Raw genomic sequence first — 21,603 nt, forward strand, 5'->3', positions numbered from 1 at the left:
AGTGTATAAAATTTTGAACAATTAAAAAGGAGTTGTATTCAGACTGAATTTATTAATTCAATCTGATACAGCTCCTTCATTTTAATTATATTGAATTTTATATTTTTTTCATTCTAACATCTGCAATTAATGGATAATGATCAGATGGATATTTTCCATTTATATTATCTTTAATAATGTCAACATCAACTATTTCTAGCTCTTTACTAACAAAAATATAATCAATATGAAGACCCTTTTCTTTACCTTTAAATCTACTCATAGTTGATTTACTATACAATTCTTTCTTTACTTCTTGAACTGCTACAAATCTATCTGTACTATATTCTCCTGAGGCAAACTTCTTAATAACCTTGCTATCCGGAGTTGCATTAAAGTCTCCCATTATAATTACAGGTAATTTTTCTTCTTTACGGTTTTTTTCAACGATTTCTCCTAATTTCTTTAATCCAAAATCCCTAGCTTGTGGTAAAAGACAATCTAAATGTGTATTATATACTCTTACTTTTTCCCCATCCTTTGTCTCTACTACTGCTGTTGTACATATTCTAGGATATAAAGAATACCAAAGTTGACTTCCTACCTTATCTGGGCTCTTTGACAACCAAAATGTCTTATGTTTTAAGATATTATGATTCTCTTGAATAAACAAATTATTCCTCTCTGAAAAAAACTTTTTGCTTCTTGCACTACCTACAATACTATAATGTTTTATATTTGAAGTTATATCCTCATACATTTTATTTGTTACTTCTTGAACTCCTATAATATCACAATTATACTTTTCTATTATCTCATAAACTATGTGCTTTCTATTATCCCATCTATTTTTAAAATCTAAAATAAAATCACTTCTCAAATTAAAAGACATTACTCTCATAATCATTCTCCTCATATCAATTTTATATCAAATTTATTATACTCCTTTTCACTCCAATTAAAACTATTAACTTTTTATTAATTGCTTGTGAAATTATTTACATATTGTATAATAATATTATATCGGACTAGCTTTTGCTAGTTTTTACTTTAAATATTATAATAAACTTTACTTAAACAATGCAATTAATGGAGGATTTTATGAGAAAAAATTTAAACAAAAATACTATTATTTTATTGTCTATAGCTGCAATCTCCTTAATATCAAGTATTTTTATAGGAATGCAATTAGCTATTATTTTATTCTTGCTATTATTTCTATGCTACTTAATTGTAACAAAAAAACATTATATTAAGGTATTTAAGGGTACAAAGGCATATAAATTAGAAGATTATCAAACTGCATTAGAATGTTATAGAGATGCTGCTATGTCATCATGGGCTAATGCTCCAATAATAACTAACTATTTAATTTGTGAATTAAAATACGGTAAACCATCTTTAGCTCAAGAATACATAAATGAAAATTTAAAATCTAAGATAGTGAAACCTCTTGAATCAACAAATTTAGAAGTTACAAAAGCAATTGTTACTTGGAAAACTAGTTCTAAAGAAGAAGCAATAAATTCTTTAAAAAATTTGCTAGAAAATAATAAGAATACTTATATTTATGAAACACTAACCTCTTTATTATTGTGTTCTAATAGATTTGATGAAGCAAATGAATATATTACTGAGGCAATGGAATTTAATTCTGATAATAATATTATTAAATCTAACTATGCGGAAATATGCTATAAACTTAAAAAGTTTGATGAAGCAAAAAAATACTTTGAACCTTTAATAGATTTAAATGTTCGCTTTATTGAACCTTACTACTATACTGCATTAATAGAAAATAAAAATGGAAACTTTGAAAAATCAATTGACTTACTAAGAAAAGCTCAAGGTTTAAATGAGTCTTTAGTAAGTTTAATAAGTCAAAATGATGTTGAACAAGCTCTTAATTCTGTTATGGTAAAATCATTAAATTCTATATAACTAAAAAAATATGATGACTTTATAATAAGTTATCATATTTTTTTATATTAAAAGAGCTATAGAATAAGTCTATAGCTCTTAAGAAACATACTTTATAATTATCTTCTATTATTTTGTTGTTTCTTAGCTTTTCTACAAGAAGGACATCTTGTTGGTTCATTTTCAAATCCTTTTTCCTTGTAAAATTCTTGTTCTCCTTCTGTGAAAACAAACTCATTTCCACAATCTCTACATGTTAATGTTTTGTCTGACATTTAAAATTCCTCCATATTATGAAAGGTTTAAACAAAAATAACAACAAAATAATAAATTATTAGTTACCGTTTGTATACCTTCCGTGTCTTTACATTATAATAGTATAGACACTTTTAAAAATTATATACATAATTAATAATATTATTTATATTTTTCTGTTTCTACAGGTAATCCTTTTTTGCTTAACTTATTCTCTATAATTTCCTTAATTATAGAATAGAATATTGCAAATAAAGGAACTCCTACTACCATCCCTACAAATCCCATAAATTTAGCTGCAACTAATAATGAGAATAATATCCAAAATGCAGATATTCCAATTGAATCTCCAAGTATTTTAGGCCCAATTATATTTCCATCAATTTGTTGAATTACAATTATAATTATAACAAACCATAATGCTTGTATTGGAGATACAAATAATATAATTATTGCTGCTGGTATTCCACCAATAAATGGTCCAAAGAATGGAATAATATTAGTAACCCCAATTATTACTGAAATTAATAATATATATGGCATTTTAAATATACTTAATATTATAAATGTTAATACACCTATTATAAATGAATCTAAAATTTTACCCCCAATAAATCTACTAAATGTCATATTACTTTGAGTTGCTAATCTTAAAATAAATTTAGCTTTTTCTTCTGAACATAAGGCATATACAATTTTTTTACCTAATGCCATAAATTTTTCTTTATCTATTAATATATAAATAGACACTATTATTCCTATTATTATATTTAATATGCTAGATGTTGCCCCTACCACAAAATTTCCTATCACTGGTACTAAATTACTTAATATTGTTATAATATATGTAATTGCTTCCCCGAACTTATCAGTAATTAAATTAATATATTCTGGCTGTAAATTTAAATTATCAACTATATCATTAGTAAACTTTGTTACATCATTTACATATTCCGGTATGTTATTTACTAGTCCAATAATACTATCCATTAATTGAGGTAACACAAATTGTATAAATAAATATGTAATTATACTTGCAGTTATATACGTTAATAGTAATCCTATACCCCTTTTACCTGACTTTTTTAACTTATTAAAAGCTTCATGTGATAATATATAATCCTCATAAAATCTTAAAATAAAATTTAATAAATAAGCTAATGCTCCTCCTATAATAAATGGCTGTAATGTTCCCATAAAATCACTAATACTTGATTTTATTGTGCTCATCTGTGAAATTCCTAAATACAAAAGAATGCTTCCACAAATAACCAAAAATGCATATATTGCTATTGTTGCATATTTATTATTCCAATTTATTTTCATTTTTGTCCTCCATATTATAAAATAGTAATTTTATTTTAACATACTTTACATTAAAATTTTATTAATATTTTCTAAAGTTAATTATTTATTTAAATTAAATCCTAATAAAAAAAGTCAGCAATAAATATTACTGACTTTTCCATTTAAATTTATCCTAATTTATTTTTATGATAATTATATATATATATAGGTATACCTATTAACATTAATATGAATCCCCACATAACAGTTTCTGCACCAGAACCATATATAGTCCAAATAACATAGACGAATGCCAATAAAGGTAATATAGACTTTTTAATAAATATCTTAAGATTAAATTTATTTTCTTCTTTAAAAGCAAGCATCATTTCTGCTGCTATACTTAAAATATAAACTGGCAGATAAGAAAGTGTTGCTAGTATTGTTATAAATGTAAATGCATCAACCATTCCCTTTTGAAAATTCATTACTAATAATATATTAACTAATACTGATCCAAATATTAATGAATTTATTGGTGTTCCAGTCTTTTCATTTAGCTTTCCAAAAAACTTAGGAAATACACCATCAACTCCTGCTGCATACCCAACTCTAGCGGTAGATAAAAGCCATCCAATTACTGTTCCTAAAATACAAACAACAACAGCAATTGTTAATACCTTACCAACACCACTTCCTAGAGCATTAGTAAGTATATCGGTAAGAGGTGCTGAACTTTGCGCAAGTTCTGAATTACTCATAGCTCCCATACTACCTATACTTATTAATAAATATATTATTGCTGCTATTAAAAGTCCATAAATTGTACTCTTTCTTACATTCTTCTCTGGATCTTTTAGCTCTCCAGCTGCTACTGTTGCACTTTCAAGACCTATAAATGCCCAAAGTGTTGATGTTGCTGCTAATGGAATTGTACTAATTCCCTTTCCCTCCGGATACATTGGTAATATATTTGCTTTATCAAAATTTAAAAATGCAACTATTATAAATAATCCAAAGAACCCTATTTTGAATACAGTAACAAAAGATTGAATTTTCCCTGCTTTTTTTACTCCAGCAATATTTATAAATGTAAAAATCCATAAAATTGCACTTGAAAATATTATTGATACTAATGGATTATTTAATGCTGGAATCACTGCTGATGCATAACTAGTAATAGCAACTATTATAGCTGCATTTCCAATCCATGATCCATTCCAATAAAGCCATGCACTTAAAAATCCTGCAAAATCTCCAAAAGCTTCCTTAGTATATTGATAAGCGCCTCCTGTTGATGGATACTTTGTTCCAAGATTTGCAAATGATATAGCAATTAATATAGAACCAAGTGTTGTTAAAATCCATGCAATTATTGTAGCTCCTGGCCCTGAAACCTGTGCTAATGTTGATGGTAACATAAATACTCCAGAACCAATCATATTACCACAAACAAGCATTGTAGCCATAAAAAGACTAATTTCCTTTTTTAAACTCTTGTTTTCCATTTTTCCTCCTTTGTTTGGGGTAAAAAAATAAGCCCAAAGGCTAATCTTTGAGCTTGTACTTACTAATAAACAAACACAAAGATAGCTCTCCACAATTATTATTGTGACAGTTTTGCATATATTTTATACAAACCCAATATATAGATTTAAAGCATAGTCCATATACTTCGGCAATATTACCTTTCATATTAATTCATCGTGCTTATCTCCTTAATATTACTATTTAATATTGCAACCTCTATCTTTACCCTATTTCTAATTAAAATATAAAACTCAAAATACTTTTTTTCGACATTTTACTACACATGTAATTTTAACAACTTTTAAATAAATGTCAACCTGCTTTATATCTATATATGTAACTACAATTTTATAAAATCATATTATATATACTAGGTGTAAAACACCCAAAATTCAAATGATAAAGGAGATTATAAGATGTACTCTTTTAAAAACACCACCCCAACAAACGGATTTGATTCCAATAATTTTAACAACTGTAGACAAAATAATTATGCTTGGTCAATAGCTCAATTAGGAGAATATATTTATATTGGTACTGGTAGAAATATAGTTTATAATATTATAAATAATATTTCCCCTGACAGTATTACTCCACTCTCAACCACTCCAACCGTAGCTAATAATTCACCTGAAATTTGGCGATATAAACAAAATGATTCTATTTCCTGGGAAAAAGTTTACACTGTTCCAAAATATCTTCAAGTATCCGGTATTAGATTCATAGTTTCCCATAAACCCTTTAATGGAAATAAATATCTTTATGCCTCTAGTTATGGTGGAAATTTAAAAATATTCAAATCTACCAACGGAGTAAACTGGTTTCCTATTTCAGATATAGTTCTTAAAGGGACTTCATCTAGAGCAATGATAAGCCATAAGGGTAAATTATACATTGCTACTATTGATGAAATGAATCCTACTAATACACCTTCTTTATATAGTAGTGTAGATCCGGAAATATATCCTTGGGAAGATGTTATAGACTCTAGTAATCCATTATATGATAAATCAAAAAATCCTAATGGTTCTATAAGTGAAATGATAGTTTTTAATGATAAAATTTACGTTTCTACTAATAATCCTAATGGTGTTCAAGTTTGGAGAACAAATGATTCTACACCAAAATTAAATGACTGGACATTAATTGTTGATAATGGATTTGGAGATGCAGCAAATCAATATACTCTAAGTATGGGAATTTATAAGAATTATCTATATGTAAGCGGTACTAAAAGCCTTCCACTTTCTTGGCTTTCTCCAATAGGATGCGATATAATAAGAATTTCAACTAACGATAATTGGCAATTAGTTGTAGGCAGTAGACCAATAATCCCTTCTACTCCATCAAAAGGAGTAAGAACTAATAGTTTATCTAAATTAAACTCTGGATTTAACAATCCATTTAACGTATATGCATGGCAAATTAAAGAATATCATGGTAAATTGCTTGTTAGTACTTTTGACGCTTCAACTAATATGGAACTTATCTTAGAAACTTTAACTACAAATAGAGTGGAGCTTGAAAATAAAATTGGTATAGATACAACTAATTCTCTTATAAAATTATATCAATCTATAGTTTCACAATTAAATAATATTAGATATCCTTTTGGGTTTGATATCTATGAATCTGTTGATGGTATTAACTTCACACCTGTATTCCTAAATGGCTTTGCTAATAGATACAATTATGGTGGAAGAACCCTATTTGTAGATTCCTCTGATAATCTTTACATTGGAACAGCTAATCCATTTCAAGGTTGTGAAGTCTGGAAAGCTAAATTTAAATCTAATAACTCTTGCTGTTATTCAAACCAAAAAAATTATAGATGTCTAGTATCAATAAAAAAAGAAATTAATGATAGCTTTGAATTACTAGATAAGTATATTCCAACACTTTTAGATCTTATTTCTAAATAAAATTATAATATTTTTTAAAATTAAAAATCACCTAATAAGCTTCTTACACTTATTAGGTGATTTCTTCTCTTTAATACTATTTTTTAAACCTAGTAGCATATCCACATTTTTGACATAAACTTTCTACTGCTACTCTTCTTGAAAAACCATTATATATATTGGTGGCTCTTTCTCCATTTAATATATCTTCTAATGTCTTTTCAAAAACATTTCCCAATTCTAGATTTCCGTCACTATCTAAACAACAAGGTACAACTGTACCATCTGCTAAAATTCCTATTTGATTTCTAAGCCCATGACAAAAAACATTTTCTCCTAAAGTATCAATTTTTATATCTGGCCATTGAAACTTTTCTGCCATATTTAAATATACCTTATCTTTTAATTTAATTTTATTAGACTCCTGAAGCTTTTCTGACAATGAAAATTCAAGTCCTAAATTTTCTTCAATGATTTTTAAAATCTCTTTATTTAAATTATTCTCGCCTCTCAAATCTTCACTATCCATATTCCATAATCTTATAGCACAAATTATATTACTATTTTCTCTTGCCTTAATTATGAAATCAGTAACATTATTTAAGTATTCTTCTAGTTCTACGGTTTTTTTATTAGCTTCAAAGCTATGAAGTGATATATTTACTTGCCTAACAGCATTTGAATTTATAATTTTATCTCCAACCTTATTTAACAAAGTTCCATTAGTTGTTAAATTAACATGAAGACCTTTTTCTTTACTTTCTTTTAAAAAATATTCTATATTTTCATGTAATAAAGGCTCTCCCATTAAATGAAAATATATATGGTCTGTAAAAGGCTTTACTTGCTCAAGTATATAAGTAAATTCTTCTTTATTCATAAATTTATATTTTCTTTTAGTCTTTGGACAAAAGTTACAACTCAAATTACAAACATTTGTAATTTCTATATAAACCTTTTTAAACTTTCTCATTTGTTATCTTCTCCTTATATAAAAACATAGGAGGCTTCTCCTATGTTTTAATTACTTATCTAATCTTTTAAATGATATATACTCATACTTTTTACCAGTAATAAGTTTAATTAAATCTAACTGAATTAGATTATTATATCTTCCATTTCTCATCTCATCAATTATTTCTTGTGTTTTCTCCTTAGGATTACTTATTAAAATATCCTTTACTCCTTTAGGAAATTCTACAAACTTTCTTATTACATTCTTTTCATTATCTAGAACTATAATAGCTGGTACTTTCAACTCTCCACATAAATTGTTTAATAATTCTTCATTATCTTTTTTCAATAAAAATCTTACTTTAATATTATCATTAAACTGGGAAAGTTTTATTAAAAATGGTAATATTGTTGCTGAATCCTTACACATAGTTGAAGTTATAACTAATATTCTAACAGGTTTATTTAAAGTTATTATATCTCTTAGTCCCTCTTCTAAAATTTGGCCTTGGTCATATAACTCATTGATAAATACCATTTCCTCTTCATTAGCGTTACTTAAATATTCCTCATAATCCATTAGATCAACATCTGTTAACATACTTTCTCCCCTAAATAAATATATCTTTTTTCTAAAATAAACTAGTTATTTTTTGTTTTTTATATACCAATTAATATTATCATATTTATTTAATTATTTCTACTAACCTTAATATTTCAAACCAAATACTTGTAATAATATTCCTATATTGATATAATTAAAAATAATTTTTATATAATTTAGGAGGTATATTATGTCTGTTAAAATGTTACATACTTGTATTAGAGTTATGGATTTAGAAAAATCATTAGAATTCTATAAAAATGCTTTAGGCTTAATGGAAACTAAAAGAAAGGATTTCCCTGAACATAAATTTACCTTAGTTTATTTATCAGATAAAGATGGTGGTTATGAATTAGAATTAACTTATAACTATAACCCTGAAAAACCTTATGAGCTTGGAAATGGCTTTAGTCATATAGCTATAGGACATCCTGAAATTGAATCTTTAAGAGAAAAACATATATCTCTTGGTTACGAAGTAACTGATTTAAAAGGTCTTCCTGGAGAAGCCCCACATTATTACTTTGTTACAGATCCAGATGGATACAAAGTTGAAATAATTAGATCATAGTTTAACTAAACTGAGAACTACAGTGAGAACGAAAAATGGAATATTACTTTTCCGGGAAGCGGTGAAATTTTCACTTTGAATTTATATAATTGATTCCATAAAATTATTAAATTCTACAGCTTAATTTCAATGCTTCTCTCCAAATTAATATTTCATTTTTTCTCTTCACTGTTTTTCTTAGTTTCCCGACTTATAGTTAACGACTCCTGCTACAAATTTGTATTACAAGTCGTTAACTTTAGGGGGATTCTGCTTAAATTGTAGACTTAAGCTTTAGTTCGCAGTTTATTTCGTTAGTTACCTATTCTTTTTCTTAATCTTTTTAATTCCTCAATTGAAGGATAAGGTCTAGGATGTTTCAAAGCCTTATTTATATTTTCTAGGGCTTCTTTTTTCTTACCGCTTCTATATTCAGCATCTATTAAATAATATAAATATTGTGGTGTTTCTCTTGTCCTATCAATTAAATTTCTATAGTATTCTTCTACTTTTTCAAAATATTGTCTGTCATATTTGAATGTTTTTTCTAAGTTTTCTCCTCTAAAAGAATATATTTGAACTTTATACGCTTCTCCAGTTTCATGACTCCACAGTGCAATATCAGATGTTCCACTTCTTCTATCTTCAAATTCTATTATCTCAACTTTGGAGTAATTTATTTTATCACCCTTTAATAGCTTATTAAATTTATTCTCCTTAAATTCTAATATATCTAAAACAGACCATATTGAACCTATTCTCCATCCAATAATAATATTATTATTAGATTTTGGCTTTAACTTTGCAATTATTAAATCAGATATATCATATCCTTCACCTATAATTGTATCTAAATGAATTATTTTATCTTGACTCTCTCTAAATATAGACAAATATTGAGTACCATTAGATTTATATCCACAAAGTATTTCATCATTTCCATCTCCGTCAATATCTCTATTAATTAATCCATTACTACCCCCAAACTTATTTAAGTTAATAAAAGTTGAGTCTTTAGGAAGTTGACTTAAAATCTTTTCTTTAAGATTATTTGTTCTAGTACTAATAGAAATATTTTCACCTTTATTAGTAATATATTTATTTAATACTTTTATTTCATTATCCTTTAAAGAAATTACACTATCAACCTCGCCTAAAATATTATTATCATTAATTCCTTTTATTGTTTGATAAACTAATAAATTGATTAATTTATCTTCTAAATTAACTATTAAGTCTATCTTATTAATATATGAAACAATAGGATCATCATTAGTTATTATTTTCCCATCCATATTATAAATTTCATTTAAATACTTTTTTTCAATATTTTCTATATTTAAAATGTATCTTCTTTCAGCTGCTAAACAATTAACTTCTATTGTATATTTATCTAAATACTTTGAAATACATTTGTATTTTTCAGAAAAAACTTCACTATTAAACCCCTCTAATAACTCACCATTATCATATCTATATACGCTAGCAATTGCATATCCACTTGAACCTCCTGTTTCTCCATAAATATATATGTCATCTTTTTTATCATTAGAAAACTTTCCAGTGAAAAGCTTAAGGTTATATCCATTAATATTTAGTGGATACTCCTCTAAATTATTTTCTTCATCTTTTATAGTAATACTTGTATTTTCAATATAATTACTATCTTCATGTATATAGTCCCCTTTTAAAATTACAGTTTCTTCTTTATCTCTTCCATAAATATTTGCACTTTTTATATCAATAATAACTTCTTTTTTCATAATTACTCCATTATAAATTGCTAATACTATATAATATTCTTTAATTCTATAAAGTGTAAATATTTATTAAATTTATACACATCTTCACATTTACTTACAATTTCTAATATTTATAATTAACATTTCTTCTATTTAAAACATTTTTAGTAAAAATACTACATTTTTTATAAAATTATTAGTATAATTATTTAAAGAACATAAAATTTAATCTACCACACTTAATTTGGGGGAATAATGGAATATTTTTTAAATAAATTACAAGATAAAATTTTAATCACAGATTATTCAGGTAATATCTTATTTTGCAATAAAATTTTATTAAAACAACTTAAATATCAATTAAATGAACTTGATAATATAGAGAACTTAATTGTTAATTCTAAAATAAGTTTTAATGATATGTCTCTTAATTGTACAGAAGAATATATTGTAGATATTTTAACAAAATTTAATTCTACAATATCATTTAAAATAAACTTATCTTTAAATATATTTAAAAATTGTGACAGTATATTTATTATATTTACAGATATTGATTGCGATTGCTTATTATCAGAAAACTTAGAAGAAAGCTTTAAACTTTGTATAAATACTCAAAAAGAACTTTCTTTTCTTTTGAAAACAGCTACTGATATTACTTCTATTATGTCCATTGATGGATCATTTATAAAAGTTAATGATGGATGGCATAATATTTTAGGATATACATTAAAGGAATTACTAACTAAAAACTGGTATGATATTATTTATGAACATGATCGTGCTATAATTAAATTTTTAATTAATGAAAATATGCTTTCTGAAACAATCTTAGAAGCATGTACAAGAGTTAAAGATAAAAATCATAATATAAAATGGATTCATTGGAGCTTTTCCTATATTCGCGAAGAAAATATCATTATAACAACAGGCAGGGATATAACTGATGAAAAAAACTTAGAGTTAGAAAAAAAACTTATGGAAGATGCTCTTCAAGTAGAAAGTTTAAAAAATGAATTTTTCGCTAATATATCTCATGAGTTTAAAACTCCATTGAATATAATTCTAGCTAGCTTACAAGTTATAGCTCAAAATATTGATAATGAAAATATACTTATATCTGATAACTTTAATTTTAATAAATATACTTCTTCTATTAAACAGAACTCCTATAGATTACTTCGCTTAGCTAATAATCTTATAGATATTACTAAAATAGATACAGGATATTATGAAATTCATCAAAAGAATTGTAATATAATTTCTATAATAGAGGATGTAACTCTTTCTGTTGCTCAGTATATTAATGATAAAAATATAGAATTATTATTTGATACTTCAACTGAAGAGCTTATTCTTGCATGTGATCCAGATAAAATTGAGAGAATAATGCTAAATCTTTTATCAAATGCCGTTAAATATACTGGTTCTAATGGATATATTTATGTAAATATAGATACTACTGAAGATTATGTTATAATTTCAGTTAAAGATACAGGTATTGGAATATCACGTGAAAATCAAGCTATAATATTCGAACGATTTATGCAAGTAGATGATACTTTAACAAGGAAATGTGAAGGCAGTGGAATAGGACTTTCTCTAGTTAAATCTTTAGTAGAAATGCACGGAGGCAAAATAGCTGTTTATAGCATTGAGGGAATTGGTTCTGAATTTACCTTTACTTTGCCAAAAATAACTCTACCAAACTCTACTGTCATATATAACTTAGATGATACTAGTCATTCAAAAGTTGAAAAATGTAATATTGAATTTTCTGATATTTATACAATATAAAACTAAAGATAGAATAAGTTTATTAGCTTATTCTACCTTTAGTTTTGCTTTAGCATCATTAACTTCCTTTGCTAGTCTCTCTCTCGCTTTATTACTATCTTGCTCTATTGTTAATAAATATGACTTTATTTCATCTGCACTTTTTAATTTTATTTTATCAATCTTATCATCTAACTCCACACTTACTTTATTTACAGATATAATTGTTTCATCTACTAAATTTATAATATTATCATTTAAACTTTTAATCTCTTGATCTGTTGTTTTTACTCCTTCTTCCAAGGCATTTTTTAAAGTAAGTAATTTATTATTAAGTTCTCTATAAGCTTCTTTTAAATTATCAAGATAATCATTTGAAGTAACATTAGCATTATCTAAAGCATATTTATTGTCTATATCTAGATTACTTAGATATTCATTATACTTATTATCTAAATAGGTTACATATTCCTTTCTTGATAAATTAGTATTTAAGCTTTTTTCTTCATTTTCACTACTCTTCTTATTAGAACAAGCAATCATAGAAATTAATATAATAATAACTCCAAATAAAAAAATTATTTTTCTTTTCTTCATTTTATCCTCCATCTTTTATTGAATATATTTTCTTTATTATATTAACCATTATTTATTCTATTAATTAAAAAGAATAAAAAAATAACAGAATATAAAATATATTCTGTTATTTTCATCTATATATTATTCTAATATCCTTTAAATCCAGCAATTGCTCTAACTAGACTTGCTTCCCCTTCAATTTTTAATGGCTGTGCAAATAGTTGTAGTTCTTCAGTATATAATAGTTTCTTTAAATTTTTTAAATTTTCTAGAATAAATATATCATTATCAAATAACTTTTTATGAATTTTATATTCATCATTATCAGGTGATGGCATATCTACTCCAAGCATTTTAATTTTCTTTTTAATTAAAAGTTCTGCTAATTCTTCACTAACAACAGGATGATTAGTATAATATTCATTTTTTCCATAAAAATTATCCCATCCTGTAAATAATAATACTATATCATTTTCTTTTATATCTCTATAGTACTCATCTTTTATTCCTATTACTTTTTCTCCACGTACATCTAATAATACAGCATTACCTATAAATCTATCTATTGGATATTCAGAAATAAATTTTTTATCCTCATACATATGTAAAGGTGCATCTATATGAGTACCTGCATGCATAGAAGTTAAAAATGAATATATATTATATCCATCTCTTCCATAATCCTTTTCTTTATTAGATTTTAGCTCTATATCTCCTGGATAAACAGGCATCTCACTTTTTAAATCATAAGATAAGTCAACATACTTCATTTTCCCACTTTCTCCCCTTTGTTTAATTCTTTAATAAATTTCCCACCCCTTGTTTGTTTATTTTATCATATTTTACATATAATTACAATGAACTATTTTTTAAATTTTTAACATTTTTTCCAATTTTCATACATAAAACTCACAAAAAAAATTTCTACCTATCTTATAATTATTTTTTATCTTTTACCAGTACTTCCAAAGCCACCACGATCAGTATTATTAAAGAATTCGACTTCTTCAAATTCAATCTCTGGCATTACTTCCATAATTCTAAATTGCCCTATTTTATCACCTTTTCTTATCCATGTTCCATTTTCATCCTTAGCCTGCAAACAATATACAGGCATATGCCATTGATCATTATCACCTATGTACGTATCATCCACAACCCCTACGCTATTTGTTTGGATTATTCCCCACGTTTTAAATGTTGAACTTCTAGGTGCTAAATGACCTTCCCATCCTTGTGGTAATTCTAATGCAAATCCTAATGGAATCATTGCTCTATCATTTAAAGCTATAAATATATCCTTATTAGCATATACATCAATCCAATTTCCCTTACTAATTCTTTTTAACCTAATTGCATCATCAAAATATTTTATTTTCATTTTCATAATTTAAAACCTCATTTCTTTTGTTTAAAATAATTTTATCATATTTCCATTGTATTTTTATTAAAACTTATGTAGATTATTTATTTTTCACATTTTATAGTCAGAGTATTTAATTTAATACTCTGACTACAACTCTATTATTAAATTACTTTGAATGCTTTTTTATTCTATTAATTACAATAATACTTTCTTCTTTTAAATCTTTACTAATAGTCACTTCATTCCATTGAATATATGTTGGTTTTTCAAAATATTTTCTATTTACTATTTCTATAACTCTGTAACTTCCCTCTGATAAACTATCAAATACTACAATTCCATTTATATCAGTTAATTTTGAGCTTACTAATTTGGGTGATAATCCATTTAATGCATAAAGATTTATTTTTGCTTCTGATATCGGGGTTCCCTTTCTATCTCCAAGTCTTACCCCTACTGTAATTTTTCCTTTTACACGTTGACTCTTATTAGATAAATACTCATCATTTTCTTTTTTTCTATTCCTTAACTCCGCTTTATTATTCATATCTAAATTATCATCTGGGAGTTTTTTATTAATATAATTTTTAGCATCATTATCATCTAACAATGTTGCTCCTTGTATTTCAATACTAAATCCATTATTTAAGTTGTATTTATTAATTTCTTCTTTTTTAATAGTTCTTCCATCTATTTTTTCTTCCTTTACTTCCTCTGATTTTACATCAACTATAGGAATATTCTCTTTTGACAATGCTCCATTTCCTACTATTGTATCATTATCAATTGATTTATATTCTGCATCTAAATCATTGTTAAAATCATCATCTATTCTGATACGCATAAAAACCTCCTAAAAGCATATATTTACATAATACGCAATTGGAAGTTTTTTTGTGATAAAAATATTTATTTTTAAATCATTTCTTTTATAATTTCAAATTTTTCTGGCTTACTAAAATAATATCCCTGTGCCACATCACACTTCATTTTATCTAAATAGCCTAACTGTTCTTTAGTTTCTACTCCTTCAGCTACTACCTTTAAGTTTAAGCTATGTGAAAGCTTTATTATACTTTCTGCAATATACTCACTTTTTTCATCTACACCAATTCCATCTACAAAACTTTTATCTATTTTTAATACATCTATAGGTAATCTTTTCAAATAACTTAAAGAAGAATATCCTGTTCCAAAGTCATCAAGTGCTATAGATACTCCAAGTCTTTTAAGTCCTAATAATAACTCAATATTCTTTACAACCGATTGCATTATAACACCTTCTGTTATTTCAAATTCTATAAACTCTGGTGGTACATTATACTTTTCTAGCATTTCTGAAACAAAGTCAATAAATCCTTCTTCTCTTAATTGTATATCTGATATATTAATTGCTATATGAAAGTTTGATGTAGTAATAGAGCATAGTTCTCTACATTTTTTAAAGCTTTCTTCTATGATATATTTTCCTAAATCTATTATTAATCCACTACTTTCAGCTATTGGTATAAATTCTACTGGCGATATAAATCCTAATTCAGCATTTACCCATCTAACTAAAGCTTCAAATCCATTTACCTTTTCACCTTTAATTGATATTTTAGGTTGAAATACCATAAAAATTTCTTTATTTTCTATTGCTGTTCTTAATGCTTTTTCTATTTCATATTGCCTCTTTAATATATTTAAAATGTCTATATCAAAAAATTTGTATCTATTTTTCCCTTCCTCTTTGGCCTTATGCATTGCCATATCTGCAGTCTTTAATAAAACATCTAAATTCTCAGAATCTTTAGGATATATACTAATACCAATGCTAATTGAACAGTATATTTTTTTATTGCTAATATTAAAAGGTTTTCTAACCTTTAATAATAACTCATCTAAAAATTCCTTTACTTCTATTTCATTTATAACATTTGAAAAAGCAATAACAAATTCATCTCCACCAAACCTTGCAAATGTATGCCTAGCATCAATAATATTCTCAACTCTTTCACAAAGTTTTAATAATATTTCATCACCAATCTCATGACCATATGTATCATTTATATTTTTAAAGTTATCAATATCAAAAAAAATAATTCCTAACTGACTTTTTCTATTTGAGTTATCATTAATTAACTCCTGAAACTTTTCCGTAAACATTTTTCTATTAGGTATTCCAGTAACCTCATCATAGTAATTCATAAAATGAATTTCTCTATCGGTATCTTTTTCACTAGTAATATCAGTTATTATTCCTGATAAACTATATATACCCTCATCTATAGCTCCCTTACCTTTGTACTCCACATCTATTATTTCTCCATCTTTACCTTTAATTGAATATCTAATATTAGCAGTAATACATAACTTATTTAAACAAATACTTTCAAAATAAGATTTAACTCTTTTTAAATCACTTTCAACAATATATTCATACCATTGTTCTAAAGTAATTTTATCTTTTTCTAACCCTAATAATATCTTTATTTTATTTGAAATATATACTATTTTACTTTTATCATCCCAACGCCAAATAGCTCCATTTATTGCTTCCACAGATAAAGCATACCCTTGCTTATACTGATTATAATCACTATTAATTTCTTTTATTTTATTCCTGTATTTTTGTATAAATAATAATAAAATACAAATTACAGTAATCATTATACTTTCTGATAATTTAATTCTATTATTATAGCTAAATCCAAATGCTATTATTACTATAAATATTGCAAAAATTTTGCTTACACTATAGAACCTACTATCGTATGATCCTCTAAAAACCATTTTTTCCTCCAAAATTTTATTTTCATACTGTAATTGTATCATAAATATGAAAATTTATACATAAAATCACTTTAAATATTCTAATTTTATATATTTTTTTACAAAAAAATCACTATACAGACAAAAATCTTTTGTCTGTATAGTGATTATATATTTCTTAACTTTATTTTTTTATAAATTTATTTACTTGTACAAAAATAATATTTAACATAACCCCTACTATTGCTGCTAAACTTAATCCTGATATACTAACACTTTCTGTTATATTAATTGAAATCGCTTTGCTTAAAAAGTTTCCTGATAAGCCTACAAATAATATAGCAACCATAGTTATAATATTAAAGAAATTAAATTCTACTTTTTCTCTTTTAATTGTTTTAACTCCAACAATTGCAATCATTGAGAATAATATTAAACTAATTCCTCCCATTACTGGTTGTGGTATTGTTCTTATAACAGCACCAAACTTAGAAATAAAACTAAGTAAAATTGCAAATACCGCAGTAATTCTTAATATTGCAGGATTATAATTTTTTGTTATTGCAAGTACCCCTGTGTTTTCACCATATGTAGTATTTGCAGGTCCACCTATAAATCCAGCTGCTAATGTAGCTACACCATCTCCTAATAATGTTCTATTTAAACCTGGATCTTCTATAAAGTTTTGTCCAACAACTTCTCCATTAGTAGTTATATCTCCAACATGTTCCATAAATACAGCTAATACTACTGGTGCTATAATTGCTATTGCCCCCATATCAAATTTAGGTAATGTAAAATGTGGTATTGCTACTAAACTTGCACTTTGAATTTCTGCCGTAGATACTTGTCCCATTAATAAACTTATTGTATATCCAATAGCTACTGCTATTAATATTGAAACTTGTGATAAAAATCCATTACTAAATCTTTTTATTAATAATGCTATACTTAATGTTATTGCTGCTATTACTACACCTATTAAAGCGCTTTTTTCACCTGCTAATAAATTTGGTATACCTGTCATATCCAATGCAGTTGGTATTAAATTAACACCTATTACTATAATCATAGGTCCTACAACCTGAGCTGGTAATATTTTTTTATATTGCTTAATCCTACTTTTTTTATTAAAAGAGATACTAAAACATAGATTGCTCCAACTACTACAATTCCACCTTGCGCATATCTTAAATCACCATACTTCTGTGATACTGCTACAATTACTGGAATAAATGCAAATGATGAACCTAAAAATACTGGAACTTTTCCTTTAGTGCATAAATGGAAAATTAAAGTTCCTACTCCCGCTGAAAATAATGCAACTGATGGATCTAACCCTGTAAGAATTGGAACTAATACCGTTGCTCCAAACATAGCAATTAAATGTTGCAGTGCAAGGACTACTTTTAAAAAAGTATCCTTAATACTTTTTTCCGACTCTCTTTTTGATGAAATACTTCCTGTAAACTGTGTCATAAAACCAACTCCTTATTTATTTTTTAAGGAGAAACTCTAACTTTCTCCCTTTTCAGCCTCTCTGAACTGATATTAAAGGCAAATAAAAAAACTTCTTACTTTCGGTAAGAAGTTATAGTTATCCTGTAAATATTAATATACTACAAACCTTAAACTTACCGAACTCTCTGTTTCGACTTAAAGCTTTTTTTGTTATTATATACTCTTTACAAAAAAATATCAAGAAATATATTCTAGAATTTATGTTTATACTATAAATATATTATACACAAGATTAGGTTTATAAAATATATTTATAGAAAAGAGTGATTAGATATGAAAAAAATTTTATCAAATTTATTTATTTTTACACTTTTAGCTTTATTAGCATGTCCTCAATTAAGTGCTTATAGTGAAGATGATGATAATAGAGAAAGTTGTAAGAAGGTTGTTTATTTAACCTTTGATGATGCCCCTGGAGGTGAAGTAACAAAAAAAACATTAGATATTTTAAAAGAAGAAAATGTTCCTGCTACATTTTTCATTATTGGTAATCAAGTGAAAGGGCAAGAAGATATAATTTTAAGAATGAAAAATGAAGGTCATAGCATAGGCCTACATAGCTTTACTCATGAAAGATCTAAACTTTATGGATGTAGTTCAGATTTTATTAGTGAAATGAAACAAGTGCAAAAAGCACTTTATGATGTTACAGGTGAAAATTACTATATATTAAGATTCCCATTTGGAACAAATAATAGTACATATAGACTTACTAATGAAATGGTAAATTCAGTTCATTCAAATAACTTTAAAATTTATGATTGGACTCAAGATACTTTAGATGGAGCTAACCCTAATTCCTCTCCTGATACTATACTAAACAGGGCAATATCAACTAAAGATACAGTTGTTGTATTAATGCACAATGCTCCTGCAAATAAAAATACTTCACAAGCTATAAAAGGAATTATTAAATATTACAAAAGTCAAGGATATACTTTTGAAAAAATAACAGTGGATACTCCTGAAATATACCACGTTTTAAAAAAATAATTGAAATGTATTGCGAAGGAAAATAAAAGTTAAGGGCCTAGAGGCCAGTTAAATTGGTTAATATAGCTTACGCTCATTAACCATAGGTAAGAGTTTGCTAACGCAAAGGTTAAAGAGTTAAGGATAAAATTACTTCGTAAGAAGTTTCTTCCTTAACTAACCCCAAGACTCTTCCCATTGACGTAGTCAATTTTTAATCTTTTTGAACTAGCGAAGTGCTATTCAAAAAACTTAACTGGCCGAAGGCCCTTAACTAAATAAACTGCTTCGCAATTTATTAATATTATACTTCTTTCTGTAAAAGTGTTCTTTTAAGTGGTTTTAAAACCATAAAGTAGAATAAGATAACCAATAATACTCCCTTAATCATACTACTTCCACTTATGCTCCACCATACTCCATTAATTCCTAATAATTCGGGTTTGAATAATAACATTGCAACTGGTACTCTTAATCCAGTAAAGATAATTCCTACTATTGATGGAGTTATTGTTTTACCTACTCCATAAAATGCTCCTGATGTAGTTATTTCTAAACACATAAACAATTGTGAATATCCTAATATTCTTAAATAATCTATTCCTTGCAAAATAGCTTCTTTTTCATTTATGAAAATCGAAAATATTGGACCTCCAGCAAATACTAAAAGTATAGTTGTAAATACCCCTAAAATACATGAAATAATAATAGTACTAATATATCCTTTTATAACTCTATCATTTCTTTTTGCTCCATAATTTTGTCCCACAAATGCTGTTAGTGCACTAGCAAATCCACCTGCTGTCATCCATGATATAGACTCTATTTGAGATCCAACCTTTTGAACTGCAATTGATACTGGTCCTGCACTTGCCACAATTCTTCCTATAAGCATTGAGAAGAATGTAAATAAGCAATTTTGAATTGCTGTAGGTCCCCCTAGAATACAAATCTTTTTTATGTACTTTAATTTTATAAATTTCTTATTACTAAAACTAAAATTATATCCATTTTTTATAAATGTATATATAAATATTATAGTAACTAATAATTGTGAAAGTACTGTTGCTAATGCAGCACCTACAACACCTAAAGGTTTTATCCCACCAATCCCAAAAATTAATATTGGATCTAATATTATATTCATAATAAGTCCAACTGTATTAACTACAAAAGGTGTTTTACTATTTCCTGATGCAGTAAATATACCAGTAAACTGTGGATTTAAAAATGCACAAATCATTCCTATAGATATTATTATTAAATAATTAATAGACATTTTTATTATTACAGGATCTCCAAGATTAAAGAATCCTATAAGTTCATCTTTTAAAATTATTAATATAATTCCATAGACTATTGACATTAAAATACATAAAGCAATACTGCTATATACATAACAATTTCTTTCTTTATCATCATTTTTTCCAATAGCCTGTGATACTCCAACTTCTGCCCCTGTCTTAGTTATCAAAACCATTGAATTTCCGAACCATGCAAAAAATCCCGCTGTTCCTACTGCTGCAACAGCTGCACTTCCAGCTCTTCCTATCCAGATCATATCTACCAAACTGTAAGCCATTTGAATAAATGATGTACCTAAAATAGGTAATGATAAAGTTAACAACGTTTTTACTATATTATCTGATACTAAATCTACCCTTTTTTTCATAATTTAATTCCTTTCTTATTTTTTGCAATAAAATAGAAGTAATAAATAATTTATCACTTCTGATTTATAACTCTAATTAAATATTATTATAGCTAGTTATTTTTATTATATATTCCATAATTAATAATATATCTAATTATTATTTAAAACATTCTATATTTAATTATCTTTAGTAGTTTCTTTATTTTTTTTATCATTTATTAAAGTTGCAACTAATGCAGTTGATGCAGCTAATACAACT

18 protein-coding genes, 1 pseudogene and 1 riboswitch are annotated in these 21,603 nt (G+C 26.1%); of the genes and pseudogenes, 5 read left to right on the plus strand and 14 right to left on the minus strand.

What is annotated here, in order from left to right:
- Positions 1–97 precede the first annotated feature (97 nt).
- The gene (locus HCG76_RS09085; RefSeq protein WP_221700032.1) at positions 98–880 is read right to left on the minus strand and encodes an endonuclease/exonuclease/phosphatase family protein; all 783 of its coding nucleotides are present in this window, start codon (positions 878–880) and stop codon (positions 98–100) included.
- A 200-nt stretch (positions 881–1,080) separates the two neighbouring features.
- On the opposite strand from HCG76_RS09085, the gene HCG76_RS09090 reads away from it, so the two are divergent.
- A complete protein-coding gene (locus tag HCG76_RS09090) occupies positions 1,081–1,920 on the plus strand; it encodes a tetratricopeptide repeat protein (protein WP_221700033.1) in 840 nt (279 codons plus the stop codon).
- A gap of 98 nt (positions 1,921–2,018) precedes the next feature.
- Here the strand turns inward: HCG76_RS09090 and HCG76_RS09095 are convergent, their stop codons facing one another.
- The 3 genes from HCG76_RS09095 to HCG76_RS09105 all read right to left on the minus strand — a co-directional run bounded on the left by HCG76_RS09095 (position 2,019) and on the right by HCG76_RS09105 (position 4,949).
- Positions 2,019–2,174, minus strand: coding sequence for a zinc-ribbon domain-containing protein (locus tag HCG76_RS09095; protein ID WP_221700034.1), 156 nt, complete (start codon positions 2,172–2,174; stop codon positions 2,019–2,021).
- 142 nt (positions 2,175–2,316) lie between these two features.
- Positions 2,317–3,480: an AI-2E family transporter gene (locus tag HCG76_RS09100; protein WP_221700035.1), complete on the minus strand. Its 1,164-nt coding sequence runs from the start codon at positions 3,478–3,480 to the stop codon at positions 2,317–2,319.
- A 149-nt stretch (positions 3,481–3,629) separates the two neighbouring features.
- Positions 3,630–4,949 carry an APC family permease gene (locus tag HCG76_RS09105; protein WP_221700036.1) on the minus strand — a complete coding sequence of 440 codons (1,320 nt, stop codon included), beginning with the start codon at positions 4,947–4,949 and terminating at the stop codon, positions 3,630–3,632.
- A gap of 74 nt (positions 4,950–5,023) precedes the next feature.
- Positions 5,024–5,198: riboswitch (Lysine riboswitch) on the minus strand.
- Positions 5,199–5,387: 189 nt separating this feature from the next.
- Here HCG76_RS09105 and HCG76_RS09110 point away from each other — a divergent pair.
- Complete coding sequence (locus tag HCG76_RS09110; RefSeq protein WP_221700037.1) at positions 5,388–6,893, plus strand: hypothetical protein; 1,506 nt, start codon at positions 5,388–5,390, stop codon at positions 6,891–6,893.
- A 76-nt stretch (positions 6,894–6,969) separates the two neighbouring features.
- On the opposite strand, the gene HCG76_RS09115 is transcribed toward HCG76_RS09110, so the two are convergent.
- Together HCG76_RS09115 and HCG76_RS09120 are read right to left on the minus strand one after the other, a co-directional pair.
- Positions 6,970–7,845, minus strand: a complete 876-nt coding sequence (locus HCG76_RS09115; RefSeq protein ID WP_221700038.1) for a radical SAM/SPASM domain-containing protein — start codon at positions 7,843–7,845, stop codon at positions 6,970–6,972.
- 51 nt (positions 7,846–7,896) lie between these two features.
- Positions 7,897–8,427: a thioredoxin family protein gene (locus HCG76_RS09120; RefSeq protein WP_221700039.1), complete on the minus strand. Its 531-nt coding sequence runs from the start codon at positions 8,425–8,427 to the stop codon at positions 7,897–7,899.
- A 193-nt stretch (positions 8,428–8,620) separates the two neighbouring features.
- Here HCG76_RS09120 and gloA point away from each other — a divergent pair, with 193 nt between their 5' ends.
- On the plus strand, positions 8,621–9,001 hold the full coding sequence (gene gloA / locus HCG76_RS09125) for a lactoylglutathione lyase (RefSeq protein WP_221700040.1): 381 nt from the start codon (positions 8,621–8,623) through the stop codon (positions 8,999–9,001).
- Between the two features lie 293 nt (positions 9,002–9,294).
- Here gloA and HCG76_RS09130 read toward each other — a convergent pair whose 3' ends face one another.
- Complete coding sequence (locus HCG76_RS09130) at positions 9,295–10,743, minus strand: hypothetical protein (RefSeq protein WP_221700041.1); 1,449 nt, start codon at positions 10,741–10,743, stop codon at positions 9,295–9,297.
- Positions 10,744–10,977: 234 nt separating this feature from the next.
- Between HCG76_RS09130 and HCG76_RS09135 the strand changes: the two genes are divergently transcribed.
- Entirely contained in the window at positions 10,978–12,519 is a 1,542-nt protein-coding gene (locus tag HCG76_RS09135; RefSeq protein WP_221700042.1) for a PAS domain-containing sensor histidine kinase, read from the plus strand.
- A 27-nt stretch (positions 12,520–12,546) separates the two neighbouring features.
- On the opposite strand, the gene HCG76_RS09140 is transcribed toward HCG76_RS09135, so the two are convergent.
- The 6 genes and pseudogenes from HCG76_RS09140 to HCG76_RS09165 all read right to left on the minus strand — a co-directional run bounded on the left by HCG76_RS09140 (position 12,547) and on the right by HCG76_RS09165 (position 18,676).
- Complete coding sequence (locus tag HCG76_RS09140; protein WP_221700043.1) at positions 12,547–13,095, minus strand: hypothetical protein; 549 nt, start codon at positions 13,093–13,095, stop codon at positions 12,547–12,549.
- Between the two features lie 128 nt (positions 13,096–13,223).
- Positions 13,224–13,847: a cyclase family protein gene (locus tag HCG76_RS09145; protein WP_221700044.1), complete on the minus strand. Its 624-nt coding sequence runs from the start codon at positions 13,845–13,847 to the stop codon at positions 13,224–13,226.
- A 176-nt stretch (positions 13,848–14,023) separates the two neighbouring features.
- Positions 14,024–14,464, minus strand: a complete 441-nt coding sequence (locus tag HCG76_RS09150) for a dUTP diphosphatase (RefSeq protein ID WP_221700045.1) — start codon at positions 14,462–14,464, stop codon at positions 14,024–14,026.
- Positions 14,465–14,609: 145 nt separating this feature from the next.
- Positions 14,610–15,287, minus strand: coding sequence for a SpaA isopeptide-forming pilin-related protein (locus HCG76_RS09155; protein WP_221700046.1), 678 nt, complete (start codon positions 15,285–15,287; stop codon positions 14,610–14,612).
- 71 nt (positions 15,288–15,358) lie between these two features.
- Positions 15,359–17,218 (minus strand): sensor domain-containing protein, encoded by a 1,860-nt coding sequence (locus HCG76_RS09160; RefSeq protein ID WP_221700047.1) that lies wholly within the window; start codon positions 17,216–17,218, stop codon positions 15,359–15,361.
- A gap of 163 nt (positions 17,219–17,381) precedes the next feature.
- Positions 17,382–18,676: pseudogene (locus HCG76_RS09165) on the minus strand (uracil-xanthine permease family protein).
- A 315-nt stretch (positions 18,677–18,991) separates the two neighbouring features.
- Here HCG76_RS09165 and HCG76_RS09170 point away from each other — a divergent pair.
- Positions 18,992–19,711 carry a polysaccharide deacetylase family protein gene (locus tag HCG76_RS09170; RefSeq protein ID WP_221700048.1) on the plus strand — a complete coding sequence of 240 codons (720 nt, stop codon included), beginning with the start codon at positions 18,992–18,994 and terminating at the stop codon, positions 19,709–19,711.
- A gap of 283 nt (positions 19,712–19,994) precedes the next feature.
- On the opposite strand, the gene HCG76_RS09175 is transcribed toward HCG76_RS09170, so the two are convergent.
- Entirely contained in the window at positions 19,995–21,362 is a 1,368-nt protein-coding gene (locus HCG76_RS09175; RefSeq protein ID WP_221700049.1) for an MATE family efflux transporter, read from the minus strand.
- Between the last annotated feature and the right edge of the window lie 241 nt (positions 21,363–21,603).

The sequence above is a fragment of the Clostridium sp. K13 genome (assembly GCF_019734195.1).
In the GTDB taxonomy this organism is placed as follows: Bacteria; Bacillota; Clostridia; order Clostridiales; family Clostridiaceae; genus Clostridium.